This is a genomic window from Kosakonia pseudosacchari (genome assembly GCF_900184035.1).
Lineage (GTDB): Bacteria > Pseudomonadota > Gammaproteobacteria > Enterobacterales > Enterobacteriaceae > Kosakonia > Kosakonia pseudosacchari.
The window spans coordinates 112,981-130,611 of the sequence record NZ_FXWP01000017.1 but is presented as its reverse complement, the minus strand read 5'-3'; the positions used below and the strand labels follow the sequence as shown (position 1 = coordinate 130,611).

General features: G+C 54.8%; 19 protein-coding genes. 12 read left to right on the top strand and 7 right to left on the bottom strand.

Going from position 1 to position 17,631, the window contains the following annotated elements; genetic code table 11:
- Nucleotides 1-65 precede the first annotated feature (65 nt).
- The 3 genes from BN2591_RS15315 to BN2591_RS15305 all read left to right on the top strand — a co-directional run bounded on the left by BN2591_RS15315 (nucleotide 66) and on the right by BN2591_RS15305 (nucleotide 2,054).
- Nucleotides 66-1,265, top strand: coding sequence for an MFS transporter (locus tag BN2591_RS15315; RefSeq protein ID WP_086872797.1), 1,200 nt, complete (start codon nucleotides 66-68; stop codon nucleotides 1,263-1,265).
- Between the two features lie 80 nt (nucleotides 1,266-1,345).
- Entirely contained in the window at nucleotides 1,346-1,744 is a 399-nt protein-coding gene (locus BN2591_RS15310; protein WP_143468258.1) for a type II toxin-antitoxin system RelE/ParE family toxin, read from the top strand.
- Entirely contained in the window at nucleotides 1,737-2,054 is a 318-nt protein-coding gene (locus BN2591_RS15305; RefSeq protein ID WP_086872794.1) for a helix-turn-helix domain-containing protein, read from the top strand. The genes BN2591_RS15310 and BN2591_RS15305 overlap by 8 nt, the downstream gene beginning before the upstream one ends.
- A 59-nt stretch (nucleotides 2,055-2,113) precedes the next feature.
- Here BN2591_RS15305 and BN2591_RS15300 read toward each other — a convergent pair whose 3' ends face one another.
- Complete coding sequence (locus BN2591_RS15300) at nucleotides 2,114-2,671, bottom strand: DcrB family lipoprotein (protein ID WP_086872792.1); 558 nt, start codon at nucleotides 2,669-2,671, stop codon at nucleotides 2,114-2,116.
- A 72-nt stretch (nucleotides 2,672-2,743) separates the two neighbouring features.
- Nucleotides 2,744-3,409: a 7-cyano-7-deazaguanine/7-aminomethyl-7-deazaguanine transporter gene (locus tag BN2591_RS15295; protein WP_086872790.1), complete on the bottom strand. Its 666-nt coding sequence runs from the start codon at nucleotides 3,407-3,409 to the stop codon at nucleotides 2,744-2,746.
- A 187-nt stretch (nucleotides 3,410-3,596) separates the two neighbouring features.
- Here BN2591_RS15295 and tusA point away from each other — a divergent pair, with 187 nt between their 5' ends.
- On the top strand, nucleotides 3,597-3,842 hold the full coding sequence (gene tusA, locus BN2591_RS15290; RefSeq protein ID WP_086872859.1) for a sulfurtransferase TusA: 246 nt from the start codon (nucleotides 3,597-3,599) through the stop codon (nucleotides 3,840-3,842).
- Here the strand turns inward: tusA and zntA are convergent.
- Both zntA and BN2591_RS15280 read right to left on the bottom strand, forming a co-directional pair.
- Nucleotides 3,839-6,055 (bottom strand): Zn(II)/Cd(II)/Pb(II) translocating P-type ATPase ZntA, encoded by a 2,217-nt coding sequence (zntA, locus tag BN2591_RS15285; protein WP_086872788.1) that lies wholly within the window; start codon nucleotides 6,053-6,055, stop codon nucleotides 3,839-3,841. The two genes, tusA and zntA, sit on opposite strands and share 4 nt — an antisense overlap.
- Before the next feature lie 75 nt (nucleotides 6,056-6,130).
- Nucleotides 6,131-6,757 carry a lysoplasmalogenase gene (locus BN2591_RS15280; protein ID WP_086872786.1) on the bottom strand — a complete coding sequence of 209 codons (627 nt, stop codon included), beginning with the start codon at nucleotides 6,755-6,757 and terminating at the stop codon, nucleotides 6,131-6,133.
- A 129-nt stretch (nucleotides 6,758-6,886) separates the two neighbouring features.
- Between BN2591_RS15280 and BN2591_RS15275 the strand changes: the two genes are divergently transcribed.
- On the top strand, nucleotides 6,887-7,252 hold the full coding sequence (locus tag BN2591_RS15275) for a DUF2500 domain-containing protein (RefSeq protein WP_086872784.1): 366 nt from the start codon (nucleotides 6,887-6,889) through the stop codon (nucleotides 7,250-7,252).
- A 24-nt stretch (nucleotides 7,253-7,276) separates the two neighbouring features.
- Here BN2591_RS15275 and BN2591_RS15270 read toward each other — a convergent pair whose 3' ends face one another.
- Nucleotides 7,277-7,546 carry a DUF1145 family protein gene (locus tag BN2591_RS15270; RefSeq protein ID WP_086872858.1) on the bottom strand — a complete coding sequence of 90 codons (270 nt, stop codon included), beginning with the start codon at nucleotides 7,544-7,546 and terminating at the stop codon, nucleotides 7,277-7,279.
- Nucleotides 7,536-8,138, bottom strand: coding sequence for a 16S rRNA (guanine(966)-N(2))-methyltransferase (gene rsmD, locus BN2591_RS15265; protein WP_086872856.1), 603 nt, complete (start codon nucleotides 8,136-8,138; stop codon nucleotides 7,536-7,538). Before rsmD ends, BN2591_RS15270 begins: the two co-directional genes overlap by 11 nt.
- 189 nt (nucleotides 8,139-8,327) lie before the next feature.
- Here rsmD and ftsY point away from each other — a divergent pair, with 189 nt between their 5' ends.
- From ftsY to BN2591_RS15235, 6 genes are all read left to right on the top strand, one after another.
- The gene (gene ftsY / locus BN2591_RS15260) at nucleotides 8,328-9,698 is read left to right on the top strand and encodes a signal recognition particle-docking protein FtsY (protein WP_086872782.1); all 1,371 of its coding nucleotides are present in this window, start codon (nucleotides 8,328-8,330) and stop codon (nucleotides 9,696-9,698) included.
- A 2-nt stretch (nucleotides 9,699-9,700) separates the two neighbouring features.
- On the top strand, nucleotides 9,701-10,369 hold the full coding sequence (gene ftsE / locus BN2591_RS15255; protein ID WP_017459577.1) for a cell division ATP-binding protein FtsE: 669 nt from the start codon (nucleotides 9,701-9,703) through the stop codon (nucleotides 10,367-10,369).
- Nucleotides 10,362-11,420: a permease-like cell division protein FtsX gene (gene ftsX / locus BN2591_RS15250; RefSeq protein ID WP_086872780.1), complete on the top strand. Its 1,059-nt coding sequence runs from the start codon at nucleotides 10,362-10,364 to the stop codon at nucleotides 11,418-11,420. The genes ftsE and ftsX overlap by 8 nt, the downstream gene beginning before the upstream one ends.
- Before the next feature lie 267 nt (nucleotides 11,421-11,687).
- Nucleotides 11,688-12,545: an RNA polymerase sigma factor RpoH gene (rpoH, locus tag BN2591_RS15245; RefSeq protein WP_017459575.1), complete on the top strand. Its 858-nt coding sequence runs from the start codon at nucleotides 11,688-11,690 to the stop codon at nucleotides 12,543-12,545.
- A 236-nt stretch (nucleotides 12,546-12,781) separates the two neighbouring features.
- Nucleotides 12,782-14,047, top strand: coding sequence for a 4-aminobutyrate--2-oxoglutarate transaminase (locus BN2591_RS15240; protein ID WP_086872778.1), 1,266 nt, complete (start codon nucleotides 12,782-12,784; stop codon nucleotides 14,045-14,047).
- 241 nt (nucleotides 14,048-14,288) lie between these two features.
- A complete protein-coding gene (locus BN2591_RS15235) occupies nucleotides 14,289-15,392 on the top strand; it encodes a branched-chain amino acid ABC transporter substrate-binding protein (protein WP_143468257.1) in 1,104 nt (367 codons plus the stop codon).
- A gap of 224 nt (nucleotides 15,393-15,616) precedes the next feature.
- On the opposite strand, the gene panM is transcribed toward BN2591_RS15235, so the two are convergent.
- Nucleotides 15,617-16,000, bottom strand: a complete 384-nt coding sequence (gene panM / locus BN2591_RS15230) for an aspartate 1-decarboxylase autocleavage activator PanM (protein ID WP_025263814.1) — start codon at nucleotides 15,998-16,000, stop codon at nucleotides 15,617-15,619.
- 487 nt (nucleotides 16,001-16,487) lie between these two features.
- On the opposite strand from panM, the gene livK reads away from it, so the two are divergent.
- The gene (gene livK, locus BN2591_RS15225; protein WP_086872774.1) at nucleotides 16,488-17,597 is read left to right on the top strand and encodes a high-affinity branched-chain amino acid ABC transporter substrate-binding protein LivK; all 1,110 of its coding nucleotides are present in this window, start codon (nucleotides 16,488-16,490) and stop codon (nucleotides 17,595-17,597) included.
- The last annotated feature ends 34 nt before the right edge of the window (nucleotides 17,598-17,631 follow it).

Here is a 17,631-nt window from a genome sequence, read left to right as displayed (position 1 = left end):
TGCTGCTTTCTGTTTCATCACGTGGTAATAGTGAAACACTGTTGTGAAAACCTGAGTAAAACTCCATGCCTGAACACGCCGCCGAACCGGCGCTAAGCGGATTGCGCCTCAATCTGCGGATTTTGTCCGTCGTTATGTTTAACTTCGCCAGTTATCTCACCATTGGCCTGCCGCTGGCGGTGCTTCCCGGCTATGTCCATGATGTGATGGGCTATAGCGCGTTTTGGGCCGGTCTGGTGATAAGCCTGCAATACTTCGCAACGCTGCTGAGCCGACCGCATGCCGGGCGCTATGCCGACCTGCTGGGGCCGAAAAAAGTGGTGATCTTCGGATTGTGCGGCGCGTTTCTCAGCGGGTTGAGCTATTTGCTGGCGGGCGTTGGCGGCAGTGTCGGCGTGTTAGGCCTGATACTGCTTTGCCTGGGGCGCATTATTTTAGGCATCGGCCAGAGTTTTGCCGGAACCGGCGCGACGCTCTGGGGCGTGGGTGTGGTCGGGTCGATACATATCGGGCGGGTGATTTCGTGGAACGGTATTGCCACCTATGGCGCGATGGCCATCGGCGCGCCGCTCGGTGTGGTCTGTTATCAGTACGGCGGGCTGCATGGACTTTCGCTGACCATTATGGGCGTGGCGCTACTGGCAATAGTACTGGCGCTGCCGCGTGCGGCGGTGAAAGCCAGCAAAGGTAAACCGCTGCCGTTTCGCGCCGTTTTGGGGCGCGTCTGGCTGTACGGGATGGCGCTGGCGCTGGGGTCCGCCGGTTTTGGCGTCATCGCCACGTTTATTACCCTCTATTACGATGCGAAAGGCTGGGAAGATGCGGCATTTGCGCTCACCCTTTTTAGCTGTGCCTTTGTTGGCGCGCGGCTGCTATTCCCGAATGGGATTAATCGCTTTGGCGGTTTAAACGTGGCGATGCTCTGTTTTCTGGTGGAAACCGTTGGGCTGGTGCTGGTTGGCCTCGCGGTGGAACCGTGGATGGCGAAGCTCGGCGTGTTCCTCGCCGGGGCCGGTTTCTCACTGGTTTTCCCGGCGCTGGGCGTCGTAGCGGTCAAAGCGGTGCCGCAGCATAACCAGGGTTCTGCGCTGGCGACGTATACGGTGTTTATGGATTTATCGCTGGGGATAACCGGGCCGCTGGCCGGGCTGCTGATGGCGTGGGCAGGGGTTTCGGCTATCTATTTTGCCGCCGCAGGCCTGGTGGCGATTGCCTTACTGCTGGCCTGGCGGCTGAAGCACAAGCTGGTGGCGGTGAAGGAGTAGCTGCTGATTTTGATTGTTCAAATCTTGCCCTTAACCCGTAAAGAAGACTATAGTCATGCTTACGGGTTAAGGGCAAGGGAATGGATTCTATGGGCATTTACCTGACAAGGGAATTTGATCAGGAACGCAGACGAGTGCGTGTTAACGATAAAATATTATGCAAAGCCGCTCTGGCGATTGTTGCCGGTTTACCAGGCGACAAATTAGGTAAATATACCTACAAAAAACGTATCGCATTACCCGCAGTCAGTGCGCGGGATGGTGCTCGCGCTATAGTCTTTTTTCATGCAGGAGAAAATCTCTTTTTCTTCGACATGTATGTAAAAAGCGAACTCTCTAAAAAGAGAGGTAAAGAGCTTGAAGATGATGAAATAGATGCTTACTGCGCCATTGCGAAAGATTTTATCGCAATGCCTGCTGATACACTGAAACGGCTATTAAGCAGTAAAGATTTAATCGAGGTGAACTGTTATGAGTGACCATCTGAAACGTATTCAGAGTATGGCAAAACGCTATAATGCGCTGGGTGTGGTGCAGGATGAAACGGTTGCGGCGATTGATGAAGCTATCGATGCGCGTAATATTCCACAGGTTCGTCCAATGACCGGTGTGCAAATTAAACAGGTCCGTGCTCGCTGGAAAATGTCACAAGCGGCGCTGGCTCGCACTGTCGGGATGTCAGTTGAAAGTGTGTCGAAGTGGGAACGTAACGAAAGCAAACCTAATAATGCCGCTTTACGTATCCTCAATACGATTGAAGATAAAGGGCCGGCTGTGTTTCTTGGCTAACATGGCGACCGTGAACAAAAAAGGGAACCTTCAGGTTCCCTTTTCATGTTTTGAGCGGCTTATTTCACTACGATAGTGTTGATAATGTTTTCCGCCGTGGTTTGCGCCTGCTGCTGGTTGTCCGCAGGCAGCGTGACCTGGATGGTCAGCAGTTTGTCGTCAACTTTACCCAGCACCACGGAAGACCATGCTGTCTGGCCTTTGGCGGAGATAATGCTGTCGAGCTGTTGCAGTTTCTGCCCTTTCAGTTCGATGGATTTATTTGTGACCACCTGCAACTGCGGGTCGCGGCTACGCTGTTGCTCTTCCAGACGTTTTGTCAGCGCGCTTAACTCTTCTGTCGTGTTGTCGCCGACAATCACAATCACCGCTTTCTGACCGGTGGCATCGGAATAGACGTGCATATTATTGGACTGGGTGCCCAGTTTGCCACTCTGATCGGTCATATCCGCAGGCAGCGAGAAGCTGAGTTTGCCGTCGAGCAGGGTTACCGGTTGACCGTTGGTGTTGCTTTCGGCGGCAGCACCCTGAACAGGTTTTTTGCTGTCGCTGTTATCACAGGCAGCCAGCCCAACAACCAGCAGGCCGATACCGACATATTTCACCAGATTGCGCATTGACTTCTTCCTTTCAATAAACAGCCATAACGGCTCATCGGCGCATCTTATCACATCTGATAAGCCGTACCTTTAACTCGCCGGTAACGCGCTAATTTCAGATTTGTCTGCCAGTCTTTTCAGCAACATATTCAACAACACACCGTACATCGGCAGGAAGAACGCGATGCTGATAAGCACTTTGAAGCTGTAATCCACCAGCGCGATTTCCGTCCAGTGTTGCGCCATAAACGCATCCGGGCTGCGCCAGAAAGCGATAAAGAAAAAGGCGAGGGTATCGCTGGCGTTACCAAATACGGTGGAGGCGGCAGGCGCAAGCCACCAGCGGCGGTTCTGGCGCAGACGATTAAAAACGTGCACGTCGAGGATTTGCCCCAGCGCGTAAGCCATAAAGCTGGCGGTGGCGATACGGGCGACAAACAAATTGAAGTGCGCCAGCGCGCCGAAACCCTGCCAGCTGCCCATGTAGAACAGCGAGGAGATAACGTAAGAAGCCAGCAGCGCGGGCACCATCACCGCGAAGATAATTCGCCGTGCTAATGGCGCGCCGAAAATGCGCACGGTTAAATCCGTCGCCAGGAAGATAAACGGGAAGCTAAATGCGCCCCAGGTGGTATGGAAACCAAAGATAGAAACTGGCAGCTGCACCAGATAGTTACTGGAGATGATCACCAACAGGTGAAAAAGCGAAAGCCAGAACAGCGCTTTCATGCGCTGTGCGTTTGAAAAGTGCGTCATATTGTGACCTTTTTGGTAAATGGGGTGAGGGAACCCAGTACTTTTACTGCTCTGACGAGCAGAGCCGCCGCATGATACTGCAATCGGAGTGGGATGCAATGGTTAATTTTAGCGCAATCGTTAACCTCGCTTGCGTCACAAAAAAGGCGGCGTAAACTAATGCGGTTTTTTCCCTTGCGAGATGAAGATGATCGATCCGTTTTCCACCGCCGACCACACGCTGGATGCTCAGGGCTTACGCTGCCCGGAGCCGGTGATGATGGTGCGCAAAACCGTGCGCAATATGCAGATTGGCGAAACATTGCTGATTATCGCCGACGATCCGGCAACCACCCGCGATATTCCCGGCTTTTGCCGTTTTATGGAACATGAGCTGGTCGCCGGGCAAACCGAGTCTCTGCCGTACCGTTATGTCGTGCGTAAAAACCATTAATCTTTAGTACGCAACAGGCGCAGCGCGTTGGCGGTTACCAGCACCGTTGCGCCCGTATCGGCCAGCACCGCCAGCCATAGTCCGGTCATTCCCAGCAGCGTTGTCACCAGAAAAATCGCTTTCAAGCCGAGCGCTATGGCGATGTTCTGGCGAATATTGCTGTGCGTGGCGCTCGCCAGGCGAATCATCTGCTCCAGACCCATCAGCCGGTTATGCGTGAGCGCGGCGTCGGCGGTTTCCAGCGCCACATCTGTCCCGCTCCCCATCGCGATACCGAGGGTTGCGGCTTTCATTGCGGGCGCGTCGTTAATGCCGTCGCCGACCATCGCCAGTGGGGCTTGCTGGTTGAGTGTGCGTACTGCATCGACTTTATCTTCCGGCAGCAAGCCGGCGCGAAAATCCAGCCCCAGCTCACCGGCAATCGCCGCTGCGGCGCGTGGGTTGTCGCCGGTAAGGATCACGCCCTGTACGCCAAGCGCATGCAGAGCGGCAACGGCTTCTTTGGCATCGTCGCGCAGCGTGTCCTGCAAGCCGATCGTACCGATAACCTCGCCGCTACGCTGCACTACCACCACGGTTTGCCCACGGCTTTCCTGCTGCGCAATCTGCGCCCGCACGGTGTCGTGCAGCGCGCCTTGCGGCAGTTTATCCGGCGCGCTGATAAGCACCTGTTGACCAGCGATATTCGCTTCGATGCCTTTACCTGCCAGTGCGCGCTGCCCTTGCGCCTCCGGAATCACCAGCGCACGTCGCTGCGCTTCCTGCACAATGGCCAGCGCCAGTGGGTGGGTGGAACCCTGCTCGATAGCGGCACTGAGCGCCAGCAATTCCGCTTCTTCTGTACCGGCTAATGGTGTGATCGCGGCGACCTGCGGTTTGCCGACGGTCAGCGTGCCGGTTTTATCAAACGCCACCTGGCGAATGCCGCCGAGTTGCTCTAATGCCGCGCCACCTTTAATCAGCGCGCCGCGACGTGCCGCTGCCGCAAGGCCAGAAGTGATCGCCGCCGGCGTGGAGATCACTAGCGCGCACGGACAACCAATCAGCAGCAAAGCCAGCCCTTTGTAGATCCACGCAAGCCAGGCTTGCGCAAATAAAAGCGGTGGAACAATGGCGACCAGCAACGCCACGGCCATGATAGCCGGGGTGTAAATGCGGCTGAAACGGTCGATAAAACGCTCGATCGGCGCGCGGCGTTCTTCTGCTTCTTCAATCAGTTTCAGAATGCGGTCAATCGCGCTTTCACCCGGTTTAGAAATCACTTCAAGCTGCACCAGACGGTCAACGCTGGTGGCACCTGCCGGGACGCTTTCACCTTCTGCGCGCTCAACCGGCACGGATTCGCCCGTTAAGGCGCTTTCGTCAAAGCTGGCAAACGGCGAGACCAGGCGACCATCCGCAGGTAAACGCCCGCCCGCCGGGACTTCAATCACATCGCCCGGTTGCAGATCGCGTGCCGCGACACGCTGGCGCTCACCGTTGCGCAGGCGGGTGGCGGTATCCGGTTTTAACGCCATCAACGCGCTGACACCGCGCCGCGCACGGCTGGCGGCCCAGCCTTCAAGGCGCTCGCCAATTAAAAACAGCAGCAGCACCATCGCCGCTTCCGCCGTCGCGCCAATAAAGAGTGCGCCGATAGCCGCCACGCTCATTAACGTTTCAATGGCGAACCAACTGCCGCTTTTCATTAAGCGCAGCGCCTGGCGCGCAATCGGCCACAGCCCGACCAGCGTGGTGGCGATAAACGCCGTCTGGCCGAATGGATGGCTGACCTGTTCCAGCCCCCAACTGAGCGCCATCATTGCGATCAACAGGATAAGCGGCAGGTTTTCGCGCAGCCGTGACGTTTCTGGCGCAGGTGCGTTTTCGCTGCGCAGTTGATACCCGGCCTGTTGCACGGCACGTTCGACGCGATCTCGCACATCATTTTGCGCAATGACGATAAGTTTTTCGGTGGCAAAGGCGACCTGAACCTGGCCGACGCCTTCGACCTGGCGCACGGCGTTTTCCACTTTGCGGGCGCAGGCGGCGCAATCCATACCGTCAACCTGCCAGCTATAGCGTTCGCCTTCGGCGGTCATTTCTGGCGTTTCGCGTTCTTCGCAATGACCGTCGGTGCAGCAGGATGGCGTCTTTTCTTCTATCGGCCGCAGCTTAACCGCCGCGAATTGCGGCGTTTTTTTCAACTCAGGCGATGAGGTGGGGGTTGGCATGGCATCCTCCGGTGAATGATAATTTTCTCATTAACCGGAGTATGCACTCTGGAGTCGACTCCAGAGTCAAGCCTTTTAAATATACAGCGAACGGACAATTAAAAAGTGTCCGGCAAAATAGCAGGCGGAGGCGATGGCGTTATCGGCGCTAAAGCGTTTGCGGTAGTGGCTGCCTAACCAGACCACGTTGCCGAGCAGCAGCAATGACGCGCCAACGAAAGCCGACAGCGCCGGGCTGGTCGGACGGAAAAACCACAGCTCGCCTGCCAGCCATACCATCACCAGCGTCATGGCGATAAAGGTACACACCGCCATACGCAGCTCTTCGAGGCGTGACCAGATCACCGCTATCAACAGCGCGCCGATAATCAGCAGCACCACCGGTAGCGGCCAGAAGAATGAGAGCGTCATCTGGCTGGCGAAATAGATGGTATAGAGCAAATGCGCGAGGAAAAACGCACCGATGGCGTAGAGTAGCTTTTGCCGGGGTAACAGCGTGAGCGCATCCCCGACCAGCGAGGCACACAGGCCCGCCAGCACTAGGTAGCTGATGGCATCGAACATCGGGGCTTGCCAGGCCAGTAACAGCAGGAGCAAGAGCGTAACGGGTTTAAAAACCCAGCGCTGCCAGACCGGGCCACGATACGAGGCGTCGACATATAACCAGGCGGAAAGGCAGACAGCAATAAATGACCACAGCATAATTAAGTCCCTGTATCTGTTATTGTTGCGTAAATTTCTCTTACTCAGTGTAGTGGCGGGAAAAGGAGGATGACAACGCTATTTCCGCCGCGATAAGCTCAATTCCGCTTTTTCCGACAGGTATTCGCTATGAGTAAACCACCGCTTTTTTTCATTATCGTCATTGGATTGATTGTGGTTTTTGCCTCTTTCCGCTTTGTGCAGCAGCGGCGCGAAAAAGCCGAAAACGATAGCGCGGCGCAACAGCAAAAAAGTGTGGTGGTGAGCAACAAACGGGAAAAACCGCTTAACCCGCGCCGTTCTCGCCAGCAACAGGTTGCGCCAGCGGGAACCGCCATGCGTTATGAAGTGAGTTTTAAACCGCAAACCGGCGGGCTGGAGATGAGTTTTCGTCTGGATGAGCAGCAATATCACGCGCTGACAGTGGGCGACCGGGGTGTGCTGCGTTATCAGGGCTCGCGCTTTGTGGACTTTACGCCGGAAGCAGCCCGGTGAGCACGACGCCACCGGGCGATGGGACTATTTTTTCTCTTTTAATTTCTTCTGCCAGATAAGCAGCTCAAACACGCCGAAGAGGAAAATACGGATCTGCTCCGCTTTGCTCATTTGCGGGCCGTCTTTCGGTAGCGCCGTTTTCAGCATGGTGGCTTGTAGCGCATGCATAAAGACGGTGAAGACAAGCGCGACGTTGACGAAAATATTCAGCGGGCGCGGAAAGGGTTTAATCAGGTTCAGAATCAGAAATGCCCAGATGCAGAGCATCAACAGACGCCCGAGGTTAATCAACAGCGGCATGCTTCTCTCCTTGTGCTTCGCGGTGGTACAAACGGTACGCGACCTGCCCGGCGACTTTTTCCCGATGCAGTTGCCAGCGAGCGGGTACGGGCGGTAACCCATTTTCGACTTCGCTTTCGATATAAACCAGCGCGTCATCGGCGAGCCAGCCGTTGTTTTCCAGCAGGCGTATGGTCTCTTCCAGCATCCCTTTACGAAACGGTGGATCGATAAAAGCAATATTGTGTGGCGTGCCGGGGCTGGCTAAAAACGTCAGCGTGTTGGTGTTGACCACTTTCGCGTTGGCGGCTTTTAACGTGGCCAGGTTTTGCTGTAATTGCTGGGCGACACTGCGCTCCATTTCCAGCAAGGTGGCGCTGGCGGCGTAGCGGGAGAGCGCTTCCAGCCCCAGCGCACCGCTGCCGGCGAAGCAATCGAGACAGTGAGCGTCTACCATTGACGGCGCCAGCCAGTTGAATAAAGTTTCACGCACGCGATCGGTGGTCGGGCGCAGGCCGGGGCTATCCGGAACCGGTAATTTACGGCCCCGCCACTGGCCGCCAATAATGCGGATCTGACCGGTGGCGGCACGGGTAGGTTTCTTCATGGTTATCGCTTTGCTCATCATTTCGACCTGCTATTCTAGCGGTCTGTCGAATGACGTTAAACCCTAATCCTCAAGCCGTGATGCAAGTTGAGGAAAGTGGTAGACTATCCGACTAATTAACAAATGTTTTCAGTCCCGGCCGTGCAGACGGGCTGCGCCATGAAACAATAGCGAGGAGTGTGGTCGCCAATGGCAAATGAGAAGAAACGTGGCTTTTTTTCCTGGCTTGGCCTTGGGCAGAAAGAGAAGGCTGAAGAGGCGCAAACCGAACAGCAACCTGTAGCTGAGCAGCCGGTTGAAGAAACCCCGGTTGCTGGGCCTGCTGCCGACAGCGAAAAATTCGCTGAAGAGGTTGTCGACATCAGCGAGCAACTGGCGCACGAAGACGCGCCAGCGGAAGCGGTAATAGAAGAAAGCCCGGCGGTTATCGAACATGAAGAACTGCCGCTGCCGGAAGAGGTGGCTGAGCAGGAGATCGGCGCTGAAGAGTGGCAGGCGGAAGCTGAGCCGCTGGAAGAAGACGATGTTCCGCTAAGCGACGAGGAGCTGGACGCGCAGGCGCTGGCCGCCGAAGCGGCGGAAGAAGCGCTGGTTGTCGTGCCGGTTGAAGAATCCGTCCAGGAGCAGGAAAAACCGACCAAAGAAGGGTTCTTTGCGCGCCTGAAACGCAGTCTGCTTAAAACAAAAGAAAACCTCGGTTCAGGATTTATCAGTCTGTTCCGCGGCAAAAAGATCGACGATGATCTGTTCGAAGAGCTGGAAGAGCAGTTGCTGATTGCCGATGTGGGCGTGGAAACCACGCGCAAAATCATCACCAATCTGACGGAAGGCGCGAGCCGCAAGCAATTGCGCGACGCGGAAGCACTGTATGGTTTGCTGAAAGATGAGATGAGCGAGATCCTCGCCAAAGTGGATGAACCGCTTAACATCGAAGGAAAAACTCCGTTTGTAATTTTGATGGTTGGCGTTAACGGCGTGGGTAAAACCACCACCATCGGTAAGCTGGCGCGCCAGTTTGAGCAGCAGGGTAAATCCGTGATGCTGGCGGCGGGGGATACCTTCCGTGCCGCCGCAGTTGAGCAGCTTCAGGTGTGGGGCCAGCGCAACGATATCCCGGTGATTGCCCAGCATACCGGCGCGGATTCCGCTTCGGTGATTTTCGATGCTATCCAGGCGGCTAAAGCGCGCCATGTGGATGTGCTGATTGCCGATACCGCAGGCCGCTTGCAGAACAAAGCGCACCTGATGGAAGAGTTGAAGAAAATTGTCCGCGTCATGAAGAAGCTGGACGAAGACGCGCCGCATGAAGTGATGCTGACGATTGATGCCAGCACCGGGCAAAATGCCATCAGCCAGGCCAAACTGTTCCACGAGGCTGTGGGTTTAACCGGTATTACGCTGACCAAGCTTGATGGTACCGCCAAAGGTGGCGTTATTTTCTCGGTGGCGGATCAATTTGGTATTCCTATCCGCTACATCGGCGTCGGCGAACGTATTGAGGATTTACGTCCGTTTAATGCGGGCGATTTTATAGAGGCACTTTTTGCCCGAGAGGATTAACAATGATTCGCTTTGAACACGTCAGCAAAGCCTATCTCGGTGGGAGACAAGCGCTGCAGGGGGTGACATTTCACCTGCAGCAGGGCGAGATGGCCTTTCTGACCGGGCATTCCGGGGCAGGGAAAAGTACCCTGCTGAAGCTGATTTGTGGGATTGAGCGGCCAAGCGCCGGGAAAATCCTCTTTGGCGGCCACGATATTACCCGTTTGAAAAACCGGGAAGTGCCGTTTTTGCGTCGTCAAATTGGGATGATTTTCCAGGATCACCACCTGCTGATGGACAGAACGGTGTTCGATAACGTGGCGATCCCGCTGATTATCGCGGGTGCCAGCGGCGACGATATTCGCCGTCGCGTCTCGGCGGCGCTGGATAAAGTCGGGCTGCTCGACAAAGCGAAAAGCTTCCCGATTCAGCTCTCCGGCGGTGAACAACAGCGTGTGGGGATTGCCCGCGCGGTGGTGAACAAACCGGCAGTCCTGCTGGCGGATGAACCAACCGGTAACCTGGATGAAGCGCTGTCTGAAGGGATTTTACGTCTGTTTGAAGAATTTAACCGCGTCGGGGTTACGGTGCTGATGGCAACGCACGATATCGGGCTGATTTCCCGTCGTTCGTACCGCATGCTGAGCCTGAGCGACGGTCATTTGCATGGAGGCCTGGCGGGTGAATAAGCGCGATGCACTAAACCACATTCGGCAGTTTGGCAGCAAATTAGACCGTTTTCGTAAATCGTCTGCCTCCTCCGGCGAGAGCAACCGCAATGCGCCGCGTCGCGGCAAAGCGCCAGTGAAGGCGCCTTCGCGTAAGAGTAACGTCTTTAACGAGCAGGTACGCTACGCCTGGCACGGTGCGTTGCAGGATCTGAAAAGCAAACCGCTGGCGACATTCCTGACGGTGATGGTCATTGCCATCTCCCTGACGCTGCCGAGCGTTTGTTACATGGTCTACAAAAACGTTAATCAGGCCGCGTCGCAGTACTATCCGTCGCCGCAGATCACTGTCTATTTCGATAAAGCGCTGGATGACAACGCGGCGCAGCAGGTGGTGGGGCAACTCCAGTCCGAACAGGGCGTGGAAAAGGTCAATTACCTGTCGCGTGAAGATGCCCTGGGCGAGTTCCGCAACTGGTCCGGGTTTGGCGGCGCGCTGGATATGCTCGAAGAGAACCCGCTGCCCGCCGTGGCGGTAGTGGTGCCGAAACTGGATTTCCAGAGCACGGATTCGCTGAATACGTTGCGTGACCGCATTTCCCGCATCCAGGGAATTGATGAAGTGCGCATGGATGACAGCTGGTTTGCGCGGCTGGCGTCCCTGACTGGTCTGGTCGGGCGCGTGGCGGCCATGATTGGTGTGCTGATGGTTGCGGCTGTGTTCCTGGTTATCGGCAATAGCGTGCGGCTGAGTATTTTCGCCCGCCGCGATACCATCAACGTGCAGAAACTGATTGGTGCGACGGACGGTTTTATCCTGCGTCCGTTCCTGTATGGCGGCGCGTTGCTCGGTTTCTCCGGCGCGTTTTTATCGCTGATCCTGTCGGAAATCCTGGTGATGCGCTTGTCCTCGGCGGTGACGGAAGTGGCGAAGGTGTTCGGCACGCAGTTTGAGCTTAGCGGGCTGTCGTTTGACGAATGCTTGCTGCTGTTGCTGGTGTGTTCGATGATTGGCTGGATTGCCGCCTGGCTTGCTACCGTTCAACATTTACGTCACTTTACTCCGGACTAAAGAATCTCTGGTATACTCCTTCCCTGCACGTGAAGTATTCCCGTAGCAGGGAAGCGTAATACCCCTTCTGAGGTTCCTTGCTCCGGTTTATCATCCTGATGTCACATTTTGTGCGTAATTTATTCACAGACCTGCAAGGAACTTGTGGATAAAATCACTGTCTGATAAAAATGTGAATGCTATTCTCGTTGCTCAAAAGCGCTGGCATGTTTGTTGCCTGATGGGGACAGACCGCCGCCAGCTGATAAGTGAATTGAGAGGATTTGAATGACCAAAGAAATGCAAACTTTAGCTTTAGCCCCTGTTGGTAACCTGGAATCTTACGTCCGGGCTGCGAACGCATGGCCGATGTTGACGGCTGATGAAGAGCGGGCACTGGCTGAAAAGCTGCATTACCAGGGCGATCTGGAAGCAGCGAAAAAGCTGATTCTGTCTCACCTGCGCTTTGTTGTTCATATTGCTCGTAACTATTCGGGCTATGGTCTGCCGCAGGCGGATCTCATCCAGGAAGGTAACATTGGCCTGATGAAAGCTGTTCGTCGCTTTAACCCGGAAGTGGGTGTGCGCCTGGTCTCTTTCGCCGTGCACTGGATCAAAGCTGAGATCCACGAGTATGTGCTGCGCAACTGGCGTATTGTCAAAGTCGCGACCACCAAAGCTCAGCGTAAGCTGTTCTTTAACCTGCGCAAAGCCAAACAGCGTCTTGGCTGGTTTAACCAGGACGAAGTGGAAATGGTTGCTCGTGAACTGGGCGTGACCAGCAAAGACGTGCGTGAAATGGAGTCGCGTATGGCGGCGCAGGACATGACGTTTGATATGTCCTCCGATGACGATGCGCACGACAGCCAGCCAATGGCACCGGTGCTCTATCTGCAGGATAAATCATCCAACTTTGCCGACGGCATCGAAGATGACAACTGGGAAGAACAGGCGGCCAACAAGCTGACCGATGCGATGCAGGGGCTCGACGAACGCAGCCAGCAGATCATCCGCGCCCGTTGGCTGGACGAAGATAACAAGACCACTTTGCAGGAACTGGCCGATCGCTACGGCGTGTCCGCCGAGCGTGTGCGTCAGCTTGAAAAGAACGCAATGAAAAAACTGCGCGCCGCTATCGAAGCGTAAGTGTATTGCAGTGAATAAGCCGGGTTGGCGCAAGCCTCACCCGGCTTTTTATTATCTGAATTATCCCACCACCACCACTCTCACATCATCACGCGTTCATTCAGCTTCTGTCACAACGTGGCAGGAAAGCTGTCCTGTCGGTGTCCCTGCGCTTGCGCGAGACTGAGTAAAACATCGCTTTATCAAAGGCGCTATATACTTGGTAAGCGGGCATACACAGACAGGGGGCAATCAAGGTGAAGAACAACGAATTGAATCAGCGCCGTCTACAGGCGACGCCGCGCGGCATTGGTGTGATGTGCGGTTTTTACGCAGAAAAAGCGGAAAACGCGACGCTGTGGGATGTAGAAGGGAACGAAGTGATCGACTTTGCCGCCGGGATCGCGGTGCTTAACACCGGACATCGGCATCCAAAAGTAATGGCAGCGGTAGAAAAACAGTTGCAGGCATTTACCCATACCGCTTACCAGATTGTTCCTTACGAAAGCTATGTCTCGCTGGCGGAGCGTATTAACGAACGCGTACCGGTTGCTGGCCCGGCGAAAACGGCGTTTTTCTCGACTGGCGCAGAAGCGGTGGAAAACGCCGTTAAAATTGCCCGCGCCTATACCAAACGCCCCGGAATTATCACCTTTGGCGGCGGTTTCCACGGTCGCACCTTTATGACCATGGCGCTCACCGGCAAAGTCGCGCCGTATAAAATTGGTTTCGGTCCCTTCCCCGGTTCGATTTACCACGCTCAGTATCCTAACGCGCTGCACGGTGTAAGCACTGAAGAGGCGCTGAAAAGCCTGGAGCGTATTTTTAAAGCGGATATCGCACCGGATCAAGTCGCTGCTATCCTGCTGGAGCCCGTGCAGGGCGAGGGCGGTTTTAATGTCGCACCGAACGATTTTATGCAGGCGCTGCGTAAGGTGTGCGATAGCCACGGTATTCTGCTGATTGTTGACGAAGTGCAGAGCGGTTTTGCCCGCACCGGCAAGCTCTTTGCCAGCGAATATTACGATGTGAAACCGGATTTAATCACCATGGCGAAAAGCCTGGCCGGTGGTTTACCGCTTTCGGCGGTGGCAGGGCGGGCGGAGGTGATGGATGCGCCTGCGCCGGGTGGTTTGGGCGGCACTTACGCAGGCAATCCGCTCGCTATCGCGGCGGCGCATGCGGTGCTGGACGTGATTGAAGAAGAAAACCTGTGCGAACGGGCGAACCATCTGGGCCAGCATCTGGTGGAAGTGCTGAACCGCGCAAAAGCGCAATGCCCCTATATCGCTGATATCCGTGCGCAGGGTTCAATGGTCGCGGTGGAATTTAGCGATCCGCAAACCGGCGCGCCATCGGCTGAATTTACTAAACAGGTGCAGGAAAAAGCGCTGGCGGACGGGCTGTTGCTGCTGAGCTGCGGGGTTTACGGCAACGTGATTCGCTTCCTCTACCCGTTAACCATTCCGGAAGTTCAGTTTCGCAAGGCGCTGGATATTCTCTCTCAGTCGCTGACGCATTAATTATTCAGCCGCCTGATGGGCGGCTTTATCACTTTCTGTCATCAGTCTGTCGTACAACCTTCAAAATTGTTATTCCATATTCCGAAAAATGGGGTATGTTTTAGCAGAGTATGCTGCTCAGGCACGGGCAGAACGGTTAAAAACTACTATCATATTCTTTGCTTATGACAATAAGCGAAATAATGTGCCACACAACAACATCACAACAAATGCAATAACCATAACAATGGGGAAACTCAGGATGAAAATGAAGGGCAAAGCGTTACTGGCAGGATGTATTGCGTTAGCAATGAGCAACGTGGCATTCGCCAAAGATATCAAAGTTGCCGTTGTCGGGGCGATGTCCGGTCCGGTTGCGCAGTACGGTGACCAGGAGTTTACCGGTGCGGAACAAGCTATCGCCGATATTAATGCCAAAGGCGGGATTAAAGGCGACAAACTGGTTGCAGTAAAATATGACGATGCCTGTGACCCGAAACAAGCGGTGGCGGTCGCCAACAAAGTGGTCAATGACGGCATTAAATACGTTATCGGTCACCTCTGCTCCTCTTCTACCCAGCCGGCGTCTGATATTTACGAAGACGAAGGTATTCTGATGATCACGCCTGCGGCGACGGCGCCTGAGCTGACCGCACGTGGTTACAAACTGACGCTGCGCACCACCGGTCTGGATTCCGACCAGGGACCGACTGCGGCGAAATACATTCTGGAGAAAGTGAAGCCGCAGCGCATCGCTGTTATCCATGACAAACAGCAGTACGGTGAAGGTCTGGCGCGTGCAGTGCGGGACGGGCTGAAAAAAGGCGGCGCGAACGTGGTGTTCTTTGACGGTATCACTGCCGGTGAGAAAGACTTCTCTACGCTGGTTGCACGCCTGAAGAAAGAGAACATCGACTTCGTTTACTACGGCGGCTACCACCCGGAAATGGGGCAGATCCTGCGTCAGTCTCGCGCCGCTGGCCTGAAAACCCAGTTTATGGGGCCGGAAGGCGTGGCGAACGTTTCCCTGTCTAACATTGCCGGTGAATCCGCAGAAGGTATGCTGGTTACCAAACCGAAAAACTATGACCAGGTTCCGGCGAACAAACCGATTGTAGATGCGATCAAAGCGAAGAAACAGGATCCAAGCGGCGCGTTTGTATGGACCACTTACGCTGCGCTGCAATCGCTGGCTGCAGGACTGGGTCAGTCCGCCGATCCGGCGGCTATCGCCACTTATCTGAAAGGCCACTCAGTGGATACCGTAATGGGGCCGCTCTCCTGGGATGAGAAGGGCGATCTGAAAGGCTTTGAGTTCGGTGTGTTTACCTGGCATGCGAACGGTACAGCGACTGACGCGAAGTGATTTTCTAAGCTGATCGTCGTCTTTCGCGCCGCAGTCCCCTGTCACTTACTTCAGTCAGTTTCCGGGGATGAGCGAATTTCCGCCTTCCTGCGATGCGAAAGTCCAGGTCAGCATTAATTAAAAAGGCCGGATTACCAGGGGTAATCCGGCCTTTCTGCTGTTTTACCAGGACCGACGTAAGCCTGATAAGCGTAACGCCAGCTGGCAAATCCGCAGCGCGGGCTTTATCGTTTTTCCCAGCCGTTTTCCTGCGCGGTAAATCCCAGTCGTTGGGTGAAAGCCGCCATTACGCCCCGGTCTTCGACGCCGATATCGGCTATCCACCAGCTGGTGATCGACGGGTTATCGCGCATCACTTCTTCCACCAGATATTGTCCCACGCCGCGACGGCGGGTGATATCGCGCACGCGCAGGGAATCCAGCGCCCCTTCGACGCCAAGTAGCGTCACGCGAACGGCAGCCAACAGACGGTCATTAAAACGCGCGGCGTAGATACGGTGAGTGTCATCCACATCAAGAGATGCAGAGGAGTATTCCGGCCAGACTTTCGCTAAATCAATATGATCCTGTTCGGTGAAGGTCACCAGTCGGACGATAGTCAATTTCATGTACAGCTTGTCCAAAACGCAAAACATAGTGTGAGTGTAATCAATTTCGCATGGCAGGGTTCGATCGTTTTTTATTTTTCATCCGACAGGTGAATAATTTTGCCGCAGCGGTTGGCGTAGTGTTAAACATTGGAGATCGAAAAACAGGCAGGATTTTAACCTAATTGGTAGCGTTTTATTCCGCTTTATATGCCGTTATTTTATGCTGATGTCGGGGCTTTTTTTGTTTATCTCGGAAGAAATACAGAATATTATCTCTGCTTAATCGCCTGAAAAATAGAGGATTTAGTCTGGTTTTTGCTAAAAAACTGCGCTAAACCATTAAAGGCACTGGTAAAAATAGCGTTGTGCATTAAAAGTACAGAATGCTTTTTAACCATAATAAAACAAAATTATTACACGAATAATTCAGGCAACAGTAAGCCAACGTTCCGGCTGCCTGAAGCAGGAAGTGTAAACACGACATCACGAATGGGGATTTACAACAATGAAAAGGAACGCGAAGACATTAATCGCGGGGATGGTAGCACTTGCGATGTCTCACGCGGCCATAGCGAAGGATATTAAGGTAGCGGTTGTCGGTGCGATGTCCGGTCCGGTTGCCCAGTGGGGCGATATGGAGTTCAACGGCGCGCGCCAGGCTATCCACGATATCAACGCTAAGGGCGGGATCATGGGCGACAACCTGGTCGCCGTGGAATATGACGACGCCTGCGACCCAAAACAAGCCGTTGCCGTGGCGAACAAAATCGTCAACGACGGTGTGAAATATGTAATTGGCCATCTTTGCTCATCATCAACGCAGCCCGCATCGGACATCTACGAAGACGAAGGTATCCTGATGATCACGCCCGGCGCGACCAACCCGGAGCTGACTCAGCGCGGCTATCAACACATTATGCGAACCGCCGGGCTGGACTCCTCGCAGGGACCAACCGCCGCGAAGTACATCCTGAACACCGTGAAACCGCAGCGTATTGCCATCATTCACGATAAGCAGCAGTACGGCGAAGGCCTTGCACGCTCCGTGCAGGAAGGGCTGAAAGCAGGCGGCGCGAATGTGGTGTTCTTTGACGGTATTACCGCTGGCGAGAAGGATTTTTCTGCGCTGGTGGCGCGTCTGCAAAAAGAAAATATCGACTTTGTCTACTACGGTGGTTATTACCCGGAGATGGGGCAAATCCTGCGCCAGGCGCGCGCCAGCGGTCTGAAAACCCAGTTTATGGGGCCGGAAGGCGTGGGCAATGCCTCGCTGTCGAATATCGCGGGGTCTGCGGCAGAAGGCATGCTGGTGACGATGCCGAAGCGTTATGACCAGGATCCGGCGAACCAGAGCATTGTCGATGCGCTGAAAGCCCAGAAGAAAGATCCGAGCGGGCCGTATGTGTGGATCACCTACGCCGCCGTGCAATCGCTGGCCACTGCGCTGGAGCGCACCGGCAGCAGTGAGCCGCTGGCGCTGATTAAAGATTTAAAAGCCAACGGGGCTAAAACCGTGATTGGGCCGCTGAACTGGGATGAAAAAGGCGATCTGAAAGGATTTGAATTCGGTGTATTCCAATGGCACGCCGATGGTTCGTCGTCCGTGGCGAAATAACTGTCATCCCTCTCTCTGGGCGCAATGTTCGGAG

Coding starts and splice junctions, on each gene's coding strand:
- BN2591_RS15315 (WP_086872797.1), top strand. CDS start 66: ATGCCTGAACACGCCGCCGAACCGGCGCTAAGCGGATTGCGCCTCAAT.
- BN2591_RS15310 (WP_143468258.1), top strand. CDS start 1,346: ATGGATTCTATGGGCATTTACCTGACAAGGGAATTTGATCAGGAACGC.
- BN2591_RS15305 (WP_086872794.1), top strand. CDS start 1,737: ATGAGTGACCATCTGAAACGTATTCAGAGTATGGCAAAACGCTATAAT.
- BN2591_RS15300 (WP_086872792.1), bottom strand. CDS start 2,671: ATGCGCAATCTGGTGAAATATGTCGGTATCGGCCTGCTGGTTGTTGGG.
- BN2591_RS15295 (WP_086872790.1), bottom strand. CDS start 3,409: ATGACGCACTTTTCAAACGCACAGCGCATGAAAGCGCTGTTCTGGCTT.
- tusA (WP_086872859.1), top strand. CDS start 3,597: ATGATCGATCCGTTTTCCACCGCCGACCACACGCTGGATGCTCAGGGC.
- zntA (WP_086872788.1), bottom strand. CDS start 6,055: ATGCCAACCCCCACCTCATCGCCTGAGTTGAAAAAAACGCCGCAATTC.
- BN2591_RS15280 (WP_086872786.1), bottom strand. CDS start 6,757: ATGCTGTGGTCATTTATTGCTGTCTGCCTTTCCGCCTGGTTATATGTC.
- BN2591_RS15275 (WP_086872784.1), top strand. CDS start 6,887: ATGAGTAAACCACCGCTTTTTTTCATTATCGTCATTGGATTGATTGTG.
- rsmD (WP_086872856.1), bottom strand. CDS start 8,138: ATGAAGAAACCTACCCGTGCCGCCACCGGTCAGATCCGCATTATTGGC.
- ftsY (WP_086872782.1), top strand. CDS start 8,328: ATGGCAAATGAGAAGAAACGTGGCTTTTTTTCCTGGCTTGGCCTTGGG.
- ftsE (WP_017459577.1), top strand. CDS start 9,701: ATGATTCGCTTTGAACACGTCAGCAAAGCCTATCTCGGTGGGAGACAA.
- rpoH (WP_017459575.1), top strand. CDS start 11,688: ATGACCAAAGAAATGCAAACTTTAGCTTTAGCCCCTGTTGGTAACCTG.
- BN2591_RS15235 (WP_143468257.1), top strand. CDS start 14,289: ATGAAAATGAAGGGCAAAGCGTTACTGGCAGGATGTATTGCGTTAGCA.
- panM (WP_025263814.1), bottom strand. CDS start 16,000: ATGAAATTGACTATCGTCCGACTGGTGACCTTCACCGAACAGGATCAT.
- livK (WP_086872774.1), top strand. CDS start 16,488: ATGAAAAGGAACGCGAAGACATTAATCGCGGGGATGGTAGCACTTGCG.